12 protein-coding genes, 1 tRNA gene and 1 pseudogene are annotated in these 11,870 nt (G+C 50.3%); 4 read left to right on the top strand and 10 right to left on the bottom strand.

Annotated features, from left to right (window positions below):
- Together ACO6V1_RS13115 and lptM are read right to left on the bottom strand one after the other, a co-directional pair.
- Nucleotides 1-261, bottom strand: a pseudogene (locus ACO6V1_RS13115) (diaminopimelate decarboxylase); the annotation flags it as partial.
- Between the two features lie 56 nt (nt 262-317).
- The gene (gene lptM / locus ACO6V1_RS13110; protein WP_269675681.1) at nt 318-482 is read right to left on the bottom strand and encodes an LPS translocon maturation chaperone LptM; all 165 of its coding nucleotides are present in this window, start codon (nt 480-482) and stop codon (nt 318-320) included.
- A gap of 189 nt (nt 483-671) precedes the next feature.
- On the opposite strand from lptM, the gene cyaY reads away from it, so the two are divergent.
- Together cyaY and ACO6V1_RS13100 are read left to right on the top strand one after the other, a co-directional pair.
- Entirely contained in the window at nt 672-995 is a 324-nt protein-coding gene (gene cyaY, locus ACO6V1_RS13105; RefSeq protein ID WP_422460622.1) for an iron donor protein CyaY, read from the top strand.
- A gap of 474 nt (nt 996-1,469) precedes the next feature.
- Nucleotides 1,470-1,943 carry a DUF29 domain-containing protein gene (locus ACO6V1_RS13100; RefSeq protein ID WP_422460620.1) on the top strand — a complete coding sequence of 158 codons (474 nt, stop codon included), beginning with the start codon at nt 1,470-1,472 and terminating at the stop codon, nt 1,941-1,943.
- A gap of 70 nt (nt 1,944-2,013) precedes the next feature.
- On the opposite strand, the gene brnA is transcribed toward ACO6V1_RS13100, so the two are convergent.
- The 3 genes from brnA to ACO6V1_RS13085 form a co-directional block, all read right to left on the bottom strand.
- Complete coding sequence (brnA, locus tag ACO6V1_RS13095; protein ID WP_422449957.1) at nt 2,014-2,235, bottom strand: type II toxin-antitoxin system BrnA family antitoxin; 222 nt, start codon at nt 2,233-2,235, stop codon at nt 2,014-2,016.
- Between the two features lie 427 nt (nt 2,236-2,662).
- On the bottom strand, nt 2,663-3,700 hold the full coding sequence (locus tag ACO6V1_RS13090; RefSeq protein ID WP_422460618.1) for a porin: 1,038 nt from the start codon (nt 3,698-3,700) through the stop codon (nt 2,663-2,665).
- Nucleotides 3,701-4,136: 436 nt separating this feature from the next.
- Nucleotides 4,137-5,135, bottom strand: a complete 999-nt coding sequence (locus ACO6V1_RS13085) for a caspase family protein (protein ID WP_422467137.1) — start codon at nt 5,133-5,135, stop codon at nt 4,137-4,139.
- Between the two features lie 204 nt (nt 5,136-5,339).
- On the opposite strand from ACO6V1_RS13085, the gene ACO6V1_RS13080 reads away from it, so the two are divergent.
- Nucleotides 5,340-5,415: transfer RNA gene (locus ACO6V1_RS13080), tRNA-His, on the top strand.
- 29 nt (nt 5,416-5,444) lie between these two features.
- Here the strand turns inward: ACO6V1_RS13080 and ACO6V1_RS13075 are convergent.
- On the bottom strand, nt 5,445-7,019 hold the full coding sequence (locus ACO6V1_RS13075) for an FGGY-family carbohydrate kinase (RefSeq protein WP_422467135.1): 1,575 nt from the start codon (nt 7,017-7,019) through the stop codon (nt 5,445-5,447).
- A gap of 93 nt (nt 7,020-7,112) precedes the next feature.
- Here ACO6V1_RS13075 and ACO6V1_RS13070 point away from each other — a divergent pair, with 93 nt between their 5' ends.
- Nucleotides 7,113-7,820, top strand: coding sequence for a glycerophosphodiester phosphodiesterase family protein (locus tag ACO6V1_RS13070; protein ID WP_422467133.1), 708 nt, complete (start codon nt 7,113-7,115; stop codon nt 7,818-7,820).
- Between the two features lie 85 nt (nt 7,821-7,905).
- Here the strand turns inward: ACO6V1_RS13070 and yjgA are convergent, their stop codons facing one another.
- The 4 genes from yjgA to ACO6V1_RS13050 form a co-directional block, all read right to left on the bottom strand.
- Nucleotides 7,906-8,448: a ribosome biogenesis factor YjgA gene (gene yjgA, locus ACO6V1_RS13065; protein WP_422467131.1), complete on the bottom strand. Its 543-nt coding sequence runs from the start codon at nt 8,446-8,448 to the stop codon at nt 7,906-7,908.
- A 156-nt stretch (nt 8,449-8,604) separates the two neighbouring features.
- Nucleotides 8,605-9,849 carry a cysteine desulfurase-like protein gene (locus ACO6V1_RS13060; protein ID WP_422467129.1) on the bottom strand — a complete coding sequence of 415 codons (1,245 nt, stop codon included), beginning with the start codon at nt 9,847-9,849 and terminating at the stop codon, nt 8,605-8,607.
- Nucleotides 9,780-10,502 (bottom strand): 2OG-Fe dioxygenase family protein, encoded by a 723-nt coding sequence (locus tag ACO6V1_RS13055; RefSeq protein ID WP_422449964.1) that lies wholly within the window; start codon nt 10,500-10,502, stop codon nt 9,780-9,782. Before ACO6V1_RS13055 ends, ACO6V1_RS13060 begins: the two co-directional genes overlap by 70 nt.
- Before the next feature lie 202 nt (nt 10,503-10,704).
- Nucleotides 10,705-11,856: an ankyrin repeat domain-containing protein gene (locus ACO6V1_RS13050; protein WP_422449965.1), complete on the bottom strand. Its 1,152-nt coding sequence runs from the start codon at nt 11,854-11,856 to the stop codon at nt 10,705-10,707.
- Nucleotides 11,857-11,870 lie beyond the last annotated feature (14 nt).

Genomic DNA, 11,870 nt, shown 5'->3' with positions numbered 1-11,870 from the left:
GACAATATCAAAGCCAGCCCCCAACCGGGCCAGAACATTCAGCACCGCCAGGTTGCTGTTCGCTTTTACCGCATAACAAATCAAGTGGGGGCTGTCAGACATGGCCTGATAATAGGCCTGATAGCTGGCTTCCAGGGCTCGTCTGGAGTAGACATATAAAGGCGTACCATACTGGCGGGCCAGCTGTTGCACCGGAATCTCTTCGGCAAACAACTCGCTACCGGCCGCTGGTTCAGAGGGCTGAAAGGTAAACCACTCCATAAGGTGACTGTTCCCCATTTCACTTATTTATTGATGTAATTAGCCAGAACTGCTCTTTATTCAACGACTGTTTCTTCCAGAGCAGCCGATGCATCAGCCAGAGATGATGCTGGTTGATAAAGGTCACCTTTCTGACCACAGCCTGTGAGCAGCAGCACGAAAAACGCAGCAGCGGCCAGAGCGGAAGTTTTCAGCCGATGGTCAGCAGTGAACAATCTCATAATCTGATCCTTAATTCTGAATAGGCCACAGTATAACTGTCTAATTAGCGATGGCTCTAGCCCGAATATTTCATAATTGAGGCAACTCGGCATGCGGTGGCAGCGCTTTCTTTTCATGCAAGGCTCTATCAGCAACGCCGGAAGCAGGCTAAAATTCCCCCATTCAGATTAAATTGCACCGAGACAGGAATGAAAGAGCGTCAATATAATGAACTTCTGGATGGCCTGATGCTGGCCATCGAAGACGCCATAGACGATGCCGGACTGGACATTGACTATGAAACGTCAGCAGGCATTCTCACGTTAACCTGTGAAGACAACAGCAAAATTATTCTCAGCCGCCAGACCCCGCTGCTACAGCTATGGATGGCCGCCCGCAGTGGTGGATTCCATTTTGACTACGATGAAGAGCAGGGTGACTGGCTGCTCGATGGCCGGGAAGACACCTTTCTCACGGTGCTCAACCGCTGCCTTACCGAACAAACAGGCGACGATGTTCATTTATCTATTTAGCGTCCTTCTTTCCGGGAGTTGTTCCGGAATAAGTTCCGTGTTTGTCTGAAGCATAAGTTAATGCCGCCTCCCGTTTCCCGCAAAATTACAAGTCGCCCGTCTTTTTCGGGCAGCGGGCAGCGCTGAAACTTCATATTTATTGTCAAAATTCCCATGGCACGACATTCATGGCCTATACTCCAGCCGGTTTGTGACAGTCTCCTCTGGTATTGGTTCTTTACCATCAGGACAAGATTAGAGAACCGGAGCCATCATCATCTGCTCTTCTGTCTTATTAAGCTCAATACCCCAGGCTGTCACCCACTCTCAGTCAATATCATCCTGATAGGCTCTGGGACGGATCAATACAATAAATAAAAGCCTTCTGCTTCACTGGGGGATGACTCAGAAGCTGCGATAGAGGGGTGCAGGAGATTGCTGGAGACAACACTGAAGCTCTTAAAAAAACATCAGTAGCATCGGGAGATCATCACTATGAGTAACCTGTACAAAACGGACTTTTATCAGTGGACCCGTCAGCAAATTGATTTACTGAAAAAAAACAAGTTTCGGGCTCTGGACCTGGAGAACCTGATTGAGGAGGTAGACGACCTTGGCCAGGAAAAGGTCAACACGCTGGAAAATCATCTGACCCGAATCCTGGTGCTTCTGCTCAAATGGCATATTCGCACCTTCAAAGAAGACCTGCATGCCTTGAATCGCTGGTACCGCAGCTGGTTTATGGTGATTGATTACAGCCTGGCAAAAGAACGGGCGATAGTTAAACGACTGTTGATGAAAAACCCCAGCTTGTATGGACTGTTGGATGAAAGCCTGCTGGAATGTTATCCCATTGCCTGTCGGGATGCTTCCCGTGAGCTGGAAATACCGGAGGATGAGTTTCCGGATACCAATCCGTGGACCATGGAACAGATTATGACCAATGGGTTTCCGCCGGGGCCGGAGTAGGTTTTGAAATCATGATGAACACCAGGGTTAGCTCGCCAACCTCGTTCCAGAGTTGTCGGGCAGAACCGGGTCAGTGCTGCCTGAGCCGGTCAACAATCCACGTTTTAATCAGCGCTTGACGGCTGATGCCGATTGCGCTGGCTTCTTTATCCAGTTCATTGACGACCCATGCAGGGAAGTCAATGTTAACCCTTTTGGCTGCAAGGTTGGGCCGTTGAGGATTGTCGGTGTCGAAGAATTCCAGTACGTCTTCGCCATCGTCGAATTTTTTATCAATATCACTGGCTTTCATAAAGGTTCACCTCATTTTTTCTGGATCGGCGTACTGAGATAATTCTGATACAGTCTCCTGATACACGGTTTAAATGTAATTGATGGATCCTCTATCAATGGTGCCCAAACTCCGTTCGTCCTGAGCGGAGTCGAAGGGCGTAAACACCATACCCTGAATAAAGACTGTGCCAGGCACCCTTCGACTCCGCTCAGGGTGAGCGGAGATTGTACACATCAAACTCATTGAAATGAGTTGCCAGAATAGCGTCTTCGGATAGGCTGGGTAGTGTTCCCGCAGAGGACCGAGGTACTGTGCATGACCGTTGGTTCCGGTGTCAGCTCTTATGGGAACCGATCTTTGTCAAAACGCAAAAAAACCGCCGGAGCGGTTTTTTTGTTGCCGGAAAGTCCGGCGAAGGCATTGCTGCCAGGCAACCACTTCGATATTAGAAGTAGTAACGAGCCTGCAGAATCATCTTGTCGTCAACGTCAACATTAGCAACTTTGGTCTTCTCGAACTGGTAAGTAGCAGACAGCTGAACTGGACCTTGAGTGTAGATTACTTCTACAGGCATGTACTTCAGTTCGGTGTTTCCAGCGTTGTTGCTCTTGTCTTTCAGCTGGTTGTAACCACCACCGAGCTTGAACATTTCGTTCAGCTGATAGCTGCCATACAGTTCAATGCCTTTAGCCTTTTCAACAAGACCCAGTGTACCGTCTGCCAGGTTCTTCAGATCTGCATAAGTGAAGGCAGCGTAAATCTTGTCTGCTTCAAGCTTGGCACCAACAATAGCAGATTTAGATTTGTCTTTAGATCCTGCTACAGAAGTATCTTTAACTTCAGCCTGGTTGTATGCAGCTCCGATACTCAGCCCCATTGGCAGGTTGTAGCTGCCAGCTACACTGTAAGAACCATCACGTACCATAGTGGACGGGATAACAATACCACTAACCTTGGTTGAAAGTTTTCTTTCACCCAGCTGAACCTGTGCAGAGATATTCAGCCCCATGATACTGTGGTTATACTGCAGAGCGTCGTCAGCACGAGCAGTACCCAGCTCATCACCAAAACTGGTGTATGTGCCGGAAGCTTCACCACCGGTGGTAGCAAACATGTCAGTCCAGCCAGAAACAGTGGAGTAAGTAGACCACTGCTTACCGAAAGAGATAGAACCATACTGGTCGTTCTTGGCACCAACATAGCCCAGACGGTTGAAGAAGAAGTCGCCTTCGCCACTGTTAGTCGTGTCAAAGCCCCACTCAGCCTTGGCAAAAGCGGTAGTCGCTTCAGTCAGTTTGTGTTCGAAGGCAAAGTTGATACGGCTGCTGTCGCCCTTAGATTCGCCATCAGTCTGGTCAACATAACGCATACCAACGTGACCACCGATGGTCACTTTGTCAGTACCATTGTCAACGACAGTAACAGCCATCGCCTGACCAGCCATCATGGAAGCAACAACAGCTGCAAGAATTTTCTTTTGCATGGAGCTTACTCCTGAAATTGTGTGTGATGTGTGTGCTTTTTTCTGTCGCCTTTCTTCTTATGCATAGCCCGGGGAAAAAGCCCCGAACCGATGCGGACGACTTAATTTGGGCACAATTATTCAAGAGTTGTTAAACCAAGGTCACATTAGATAATTGAATTGGCTTATGATTTTTTTTACTGTCGTGAGAATAAAAATCAAGCAGCATTTGATAGTAATTAATCAAGGATAAGGCTGTAGGCCTTGATGGATAATGGATTCAAGTAAATCACTACGAAGAGATTGAGTTAAAACAATCAAATAACCGGGTAGGTGAATGCCGAGATAAGGGATAAAATACGGCATTCCCGGTTAATGGAAATTTACATTTCGTTGATGTGCATCAACGCTGAAATAATCAAAGCCAGTGCGCAACATGTTATCTGTTAATGGACAGCTACCAGCCAAACAACTTCAGGTTTCTGGCCGGACGAAAGTTGGTTGAGAGAACAGCATGTTGATTCGGGTTGTACCTGACCTCGGCATGCAGTTTCTGGTCACGGAGCAGGGCCGGAATATTTCTCACATAGAGGTTATGGTAATACACCTCTTTCAATGTCTTGATCATTCGGTGGCTAAAGTCCCCCTGGCTGCTCCAGGCGATAATACCGGGGCTTGGTAAAAAAGCATCGGCTGCGGTCTCTCTGTCGCGACTGGCGGATACCACCATCATATAGGCAGGAATGTCCCTGTCTCTGCCTGTATCAATTTCCTCGATAATATCCGGATGCAGCGAGTTATAGACATACCGATAGGGCAGGTCAAACATGGTGCCGGAGTGGCAGGTGTCAACGAAGATCAGCAGCCTTGTGCTGTTGTGAAAGCGTTTGAAGGCATGATGCAGTTCATCATCGGAAATAACATCGCGACCACAGACCAATAGCTCATCCATATGATCTGACTCATCACCGCTGGTATCCGGTCTGCGGGTGCCGTGTCCGCTGAAACTGATGATTATGCGATGTGGCCCGGCTTCGCTGTGGGTTTGCTCTGCCAGACGTTCAATTTCCGCGAGGACGATGGATTTTTTGAGTGGGCCAGATCGATCAGTCTGTACCTTAAGGGAGGTTGTCGGGATGCCCTTGCTGGTGGAGGCCCAGTTAAAAAAGTTCCAGGCATCATTACGGCAACCACCTAATGTTGGTACTTCCGGAATCTGATCGTAGTTTTGCCCGGTAAACAGTCCCTTGATCAGATGCATATTTTCAAACTCAAAATAGAAGTCAGTGTCCAGTGGACACTGGTTGTCATAACAAACGGTCTGATTATCGGGCAAATCTGAATTGAAAGAACAGTAGGCGTTGAGTGGCGATAGCAGTATTAATGACAGACAGATAAGCTGCGTGATCGTGCTGAAAACAACATGCTGAATTCGGGCTATACAGAAAGTGAGCATGGTATGCCTCATGCTTGAAAGCTTGAGAAGTGATGAGTGTCGGGTAAAGGTACCCCGGAGGCTGAACGAAGATAGATGCTTATTGAAATATAGTGGTAAATCGCAGAAAAAAACAACGGGTCATGCTTGCAAGCTGAACAGCTTTCCTTATAATCAGCGGCGTCTGGTGAGGGATGAAGTTCTTTCCTGATTCAGTCGTTGATGGTGGGCGTAGCTCAGTTGGCAGAGCTCCGGATTGTGATTCCGGCGGTCGAGGGTTCGAGCCCCTTCGCCCACCCCATCTTCCCTCCCTTGCAAACCTTCCAATTCTCACTCCCACGATTGTTGATCCTTCAGCATATTTATAAATATGTCGTATTTTGCCTGGTAAAAATCAACCAGCTGCCGCTCAGGTTCTATCCGTTCGTGATAGCGACTCATGGCTCTCATGGCCTCCTCAATACTGTCGTAGATACCAGCCGCCACCGCTGCGGTGATGGCTCCGGACAGCAGCATATTTTCTCTCTCTTCCGGAACGGCAGCAGGAATATTGAGTATGTTGATATGTTCAGTGAGCAGTCGTTGGTTCTTTGCCAGTCCTCCGGTGGGGATGAACAGTTCAATGTGATACCCGGCTTTTGTTAACTTCTCTAACTGATAGCGTGCATCCAGGGCCAGGGCCTGAATACTGGCAAGGTACAGCACAGCAAGCGACTGATGACTTTTATCCAGGGTAAGGCCGGTAATCATTCCCCGCTGTGGTTGATCCACTTCAGGTGCGTCAAAGTAAGGGAGTATATGCAGGTGCGCGGTCAGTTTGCTGACACTGTCAGCGTATTCCGATCGATCATTATCCGCCAGCTCATAGAGAATCTGATTAAGGTATTCATGAACCCCGATCCCCAGGCTGACAGCGATATCATAGATTGAGCTGTAAGCCGGGTGTGAGGTAATGATGTGATCAATAAAGGCACCTGCCGCAGTTTGCCGGGCGTATATCAACGAGTAACCTTCCAGCACAGAAGGGTAGGGGCCATCTGCTCCATCGCAGGTCAACATATCCCTGCTGAACGCGACGTAGTTGGATGAAGTTCCACCAATAAAACTGACTCTTTTGGTAATACAGTCTAGTGGTTGCTGACGGTCCGGGTGATTGCTGGCAAGTATCGTGGCGAGGGTGCCGCCATAGGCATCAACGATACCTGTGGCAACCGGGGTGCCCTGTTTGAGGTTCAGTTGGTCAGCGGCACTTTGGCACAGGCCATCCCCGATGGCTGCGCCCATCTCAAGGGATTCACCCTTGAATCGTCCCTCAATATCAATATTCAGTTGGGCTGCAGCCTTTTGGGTAAAGATATGACTGGTCGAATCGGGTGTTCTGGTCAGGCAGGCCGTTAGCTTCCAGGTGGCATAGTCATAGAGGTCGAGGATGCAAGTAGCGGCTTGCCAGGTTTCCGGCGCACACTGGAAGAGCCAGAGTAATTTACAGCAGTTACTCCTGGCATTGATGCCAGGACCCGCATGGCCAAATAGTCCCGGGTGCTCTCTGGCGATAGTGGCAGCCTGTTGACTGGCGCGGCTGTCCATCCAGCCAAAAGTGTCAGCACGATTGCTCCCGGGCAGGTGAACGGGTTGCATCTGCTGGTTCAGCAGAACCAGGGAGTAGGTGGTATCAATACCGATCCCGATAATATCCTCCTGATTCAGCGGGTGTTCAGCGATTAATCGGTTAACACCGGTGACCAGGGCTTCCCAGATATTCTTGGAACAGAACTCCATGGTACTGGCTGTTTTCCAGATCAGAAGTGGCTCTTCATTATGGGCAAGGACATGCCCTTCCAGGGAAACAAAAGCGCTGCGCAAACTGTGGGTGCCAACATCAATACTGAGCAAAACAGGCCGCATCTGTGATAATGTCCTTCAAACAATGTTTCGGGTAAGAATAGCTCCGTTCCTGCATTTGGACAGGGGTGTTTTAAGGTGGTTAAATTCATGCACATGAGCAGGATAATCGGGCATCGGGGCCTGGCAGGAGAGGCTCCGGAAAATACCCTGGCAGGCATCAGGCTGGCTGCTGAGCGCGGGCTGAAGTGGGTCGAGGTGGATGTTACTCTGTCAGGTGATGGTACCCTTGTACTTTTTCATGACCGGCGACTGAACCGTACCACCAATAAAAAAGGTCGCTTGAAGACGTTAACCTGCTCTGATCTGGCAACAATAGATGCCGGAAGCTGGTTTTCCGAGCAATTTTCGGGTGAGCAGATTCCTCAGCTTGGAGCGGCGCTTAAACTCATAAAAGAACTTGGGCTTGGGCTGAACCTTGAGCTGAAAACCAATGGCTGTTCAGAGCCGAGGTTGGTAGAAGCGGTAGTAAAGACCATTGCCGAGGTTGAGTTGCCAAACGATCGGCTATTGGTTTCCAGCTTTAATTATGCGGCACTTGTCCGGTTCTCAGATTGTTCAGATATTCCGGTTGGCTGTCTGTTTGAGCGATTGCCAATGAACTGGCAGAAGAAAGCATTACGGGTCAACGCGGTATCCATCCACCTCAACAGTAAGCGAACGGCAAAACGACACATTTCGCGAGTGAAGTCCAAAGGCTATGAACTGTATTGCTACACCGTTAACTCTCCGGCGGTTGCCAGACAGCTGATTGATGATGGCGTTGATGGTGTTTTTTCTGATTACCCTTTGGCAGATCACTAAAAGCATGGGGGTTGAAGTCCCGGTGGTGACCGGAGAAATCACGACGTAAAAAGAACAGGCTGGGTCAGCCTGCTCATGGTGAACCTTAAAGCTCGTCCACTTCTCTCAGATATTTGAACAGCTTTCGCGCCGCTGCCGGGGCTTTATCCTGAGACGCTTCTTTCTGGGCATTACGGACCAGCTGGCGGATATGCTGGTGGTCAGCTTCCGGGTAGTGCTCCAGGTATTCAGTTAATACCGTGTGACTGTCATCATCACGAATAAGCTGGTCACGCCACCGCTCCAATTGATGAAACCGGCGGTTGTACTCTTCACTGGAGGAATCCAGCTGGTTGAGCAGCTCCATTATCGGCTCAATGTCCTGGTCTGCCATCAGTTTGCCAATAAAGCCCAGATGGCGCTTTCTGGCATTGTTGCTTTTGATGCGATTGCTCTCATCCAATGCTGCACGCAGGCGATCATTCAGTGGCAACTTATCCAGCAGTGCCGGTTTCAGTTCCATCAGCCGGGCACCAATGTTTTTAAGCTCATCCATGTCCCGCTTCAGCTCAGATTTGCTGACATAGATGATTTCTTCGGTTTCTTCATCGTCCCAGGCTTCCTGGATGCGACGGCTCTTTTTACTCATAGAGAATGGCCATTGATGGGAATCTGCCTGATGTTATTTATCAGAAAGCAGTTCCATGGATGGAAAATGGATTTCCCGGTATTTTACTTCAGAATGCTTTTCAATTGGGATGTTTTTCCGCAACTCCTTTTGTCGTTTTGTTGCGGGCCTGATGCATCATCTGGCAAATCCCGCAGAAATATCTGCCAGAACGTTAAGCACCCTGTCTATCTCTTCCGGCGTATGGTAGTGGACAAAGCCTATCCGCAGTAACCCATCCCGCTCCTGAAGCTTGAGCCGGTCAAGCAGATCCAGTGCATAGAAATGGCCGGACCAGGTATAGATACCGTGCCGGGCCAGCAGCTGTGCCAGCCTGGCCGAGGATTGTCGGTGGTGGGCCAGGGCAAAGGTGGGGGTTCGGTCAACCGTGATATCCGAGCCGTACAAGGTAAACCCGGTCATGTGGTTGAGACCATCAAGAAACCGTTGCGACAACTGTTGCTCGTGTTCCTCGATCCAGCGGGCCGACGTCTGTAATCCCTTGCGGTCATGGTCAGAACCGGTGAGCCAGCCATGGTATTGAATGCAGGCCAGCAATCCGGCAATCGCGGTAAAGTTCTGTGTCCCTGTCTCCCAGCACCAGGGTGGCTGGTTATTTGCAGCCCGGACCTTATAGGGCTTCAGGCTGCCCAGCAGCTCTGGCCGACCATACGTCACCCCCAGGTAAGGGCCGCAGAACTTGTAGGCTGAACAGGTCAGGAAATCCACATCCAGGGCCTGCACATCCGGTAACCGGTGGGCGGTGTAGTGAACGGCGTCAACATGGACCAGGGCATTCACGGAGTGTGCAGCCCTGATCAGTTCTGCTGCCGGGGTGATGCTGCCGGTCACGTTGGAGGCCAGGGTAAACGCCACCAGTCGTGTTCTGTTGGACAGCAGGCGCTCAAGCTCCGTGACGCAGAGATTTTGACTGGCGGTAAAATCCATCGTCCGGACTGTGCATCCCCGTTCCTCTGCCGCCAGCACCCAGGGGGTGATATTGGCGTCATGGTCCAGCGATGAAACAATAATTTCATCACCTTTGTGCCAGGTTCTGGCGATGGCTCTGCTCAGCGCCAAGGTCAGGGAGGTCATATTGGCACCGAAGGCAATGCTGTCAGCAGGGGCATTTAATAACTGCCCGGCAGCCTCCCTTGCCCGTTCCAGCAGTGCCATGGTTTCTTCACTGGTGGCAAAAAAGCCACCCAGGTTAGCGGAACCCGATTGTTGGTAATCGGACATGGCACTGATCACCGATACCGGAACCTGGGTACCTCCCGGCGCATCAGAATAGACGGCCCGCTGGTTTCCCTCTAGCCGCTCAAGGGCTGGAAATTGCTCTCGGATACGCTGGAGGTTGGTTGAGGTATGCTGTTTTTCCACTGTTCATCCTCCAGGGTTACCGTAATAACGAAAACATCCCGATGCCCGGAGACTTGGCCACTGCTGACCTGAAGCGCAGAGGTGTAGTGATAGACCCGCCGGTCATTGCAGTAAACAATATCCCCGGGCAACAGCGTAGCACTATAGGCAGGTTTTTGTTCCGGATGATAAAAAATTCCAGTCTCTGCACCCTCGACGTTTTTGCGGTCAGTGCAGATGATGGCAATCAGGTCGAAGCCATCCTGGTGAATGCCTTCCGGCACTGGCAAGCCGTGATCATCGCCGGAGCAGGTGACCCGGATTTGATGCACGCCATAAACGGTACGTGCCGGATCAAGACCGAAAAAAACGTTTACCTGTCTGAACAGGGATTGAAATTCCGGCAGCTCCGTCAGGGTCGGTTCAATTTCAGCAAATTCCCGCAGAATGTCGCCACTGAGATAATTGACCGAACGGGACTGGACAAAGTCATCGTGGGGTAATCTTTCCAGGCGTTCTGCAGGCCCGGTAAAACGGGAGTAGCGGCGAAAACGGTAGTGACCGCTGACATAACGGTCAGCGGCAAGATTGGCAAAAAAAGGCGCAAAAGCGTTCAGGTCAAGATCGGTCAGCCGCTGATGTGAAAAGGTAAAATCAGGTGAAATAACAGCCATGGTCACCCTCCTGCCATTACTGATGTTGTTCTACGGTGTCTGCAACATAATAGACGACATAATCGCTACGCAGCGTGCCTGGTGAAGCTGGACAAGCATTTTTTTACCGGTTTGGCATCAGCTGCCATTGCCTGGTCATTGCATGAATCACCAGTTAGTTCAGATAAATTAGTGCACAAGGCTCTCTGCGCAAGTCTGAATCTTAATAACCTGCTTTTAGGGCAAATCCCGAATAAGTCAGCGGCTGGTATAAATAGTTTTTCATGGGATACGGCAGCGGCAGGCAGTCAGAGCCTGATGCCAGGACTTTTGCCAAGGGCACCCGGTTCTCTACCAGCCTTGAACGAATGCAGGTTCGGGCGCAGGCCATCAGCGTCCTCGGTTGATAAGCAGAAATGTAATTGTGCAGGGTATCAACAACGCCTCTGGCTGCAGCAATGTCCAGTGCGGTTTTACCAGAAGCATTGGGAATATTGGCATGGGCACCATTGGCCAGCAGACTGTCAACGATCTCTTGCCGGTTTTTCTGAAGCGCCAGATGCAGTGGGGTATTGCCTGAGCGGCCGGGTTTATTGGGATTGGCTCCATTGGCCAGCAAGCTATTGGCCATACTGTTCATTCTGTAATGGAGAGCCCAGTTAAGTGGAGTCTGACCCCACTTGTCAGGAATATCTGGATTGGCACCTGCTTGCAGTAACGTGTTAACGCCCACAATTTTGCAGTGAAGTATCGCACAGAGCAGCGGAGTCTGGCCCGAGAAGTCAAGGGCGTTGATATAGGCACCTCTGTCAAGCAGGTAATTCAGGAACTTGGTGATCACTGTATCGTTTATATTAAGAAGGGCCATATGCAGTGCTGTGTCACCATTAATGTTACTGGCGTTCAGGTCAGCTCCCCTGTCCAGCAACAAATTGAGGGCCTTATAGTTGCCCAGTTCTGCCGCTTTCAGCAAAGGCGTACTTTGATCTACCAACAAATAGGGGACAGGAAGGTTCGGATCTGCACCGCGATCCAGCAGCGTCTTGACAATACCTTCACCGTCCAGTCTGTAAATGGCAATATGCAGAGGGGTAGATCCACCCACAGAGCAAATATTGGGGTCAATGCCCTGGTCCAGCAACCAGTTGACGGTGGCCAGGTCATTACGCAGGACTGCTGATATCATCAGCTCTGCAAAATCGGCCGTTGTTGCCGACAACTGCCTGCTGGCTGAAGCAGCCACAGCAGATTCTGAATGATTGACCTCTGTCGTGTTATCAGGCAGCGGGAGATCGACTGCAGATGAGGATTCCACGCTGGCATCGGCTACCATTTCCTGCGAATGGTCATGCTCCGTCCTGACGCTTGGTAACATTGTTGTGTTTCCGT

It is taken from the genome of Endozoicomonas sp. ALC013 (assembly GCF_049310205.1).
In the GTDB taxonomy this organism is placed as follows: Bacteria; Pseudomonadota; Gammaproteobacteria; order Pseudomonadales; family Endozoicomonadaceae; genus Endozoicomonas.
Note: the sequence above shows the minus strand (reverse complement) of the source record. Positions and strands in the feature narration are given on the sequence as shown.

Excerpts from the sequence above, each read along its gene's own strand:
- lptM (WP_269675681.1), bottom strand. The coding sequence starts at position 482 with ATGAGATTGTTCACTGCTGACCATCGGCTGAAAACTTCCGCTCTGGCC.
- cyaY (WP_422460622.1), top strand. The coding sequence starts at position 672 with ATGAAAGAGCGTCAATATAATGAACTTCTGGATGGCCTGATGCTGGCC.
- ACO6V1_RS13100 (WP_422460620.1), top strand. The coding sequence starts at position 1,470 with ATGAGTAACCTGTACAAAACGGACTTTTATCAGTGGACCCGTCAGCAA.
- brnA (WP_422449957.1), bottom strand. The coding sequence starts at position 2,235 with ATGAAAGCCAGTGATATTGATAAAAAATTCGACGATGGCGAAGACGTA.
- ACO6V1_RS13090 (WP_422460618.1), bottom strand. The coding sequence starts at position 3,700 with ATGCAAAAGAAAATTCTTGCAGCTGTTGTTGCTTCCATGATGGCTGGT.
- ACO6V1_RS13085 (WP_422467137.1), bottom strand. The coding sequence starts at position 5,135 with ATGCTCACTTTCTGTATAGCCCGAATTCAGCATGTTGTTTTCAGCACG.
- ACO6V1_RS13075 (WP_422467135.1), bottom strand. The coding sequence starts at position 7,019 with ATGCGGCCTGTTTTGCTCAGTATTGATGTTGGCACCCACAGTTTGCGC.
- ACO6V1_RS13070 (WP_422467133.1), top strand. The coding sequence starts at position 7,113 with ATGAGCAGGATAATCGGGCATCGGGGCCTGGCAGGAGAGGCTCCGGAA.
- yjgA (WP_422467131.1), bottom strand. The coding sequence starts at position 8,448 with ATGAGTAAAAAGAGCCGTCGCATCCAGGAAGCCTGGGACGATGAAGAA.
- ACO6V1_RS13055 (WP_422449964.1), bottom strand. The coding sequence starts at position 10,502 with ATGGCTGTTATTTCACCTGATTTTACCTTTTCACATCAGCGGCTGACC.
- ACO6V1_RS13050 (WP_422449965.1), bottom strand. The coding sequence starts at position 11,856 with ATGTTACCAAGCGTCAGGACGGAGCATGACCATTCGCAGGAAATGGTA.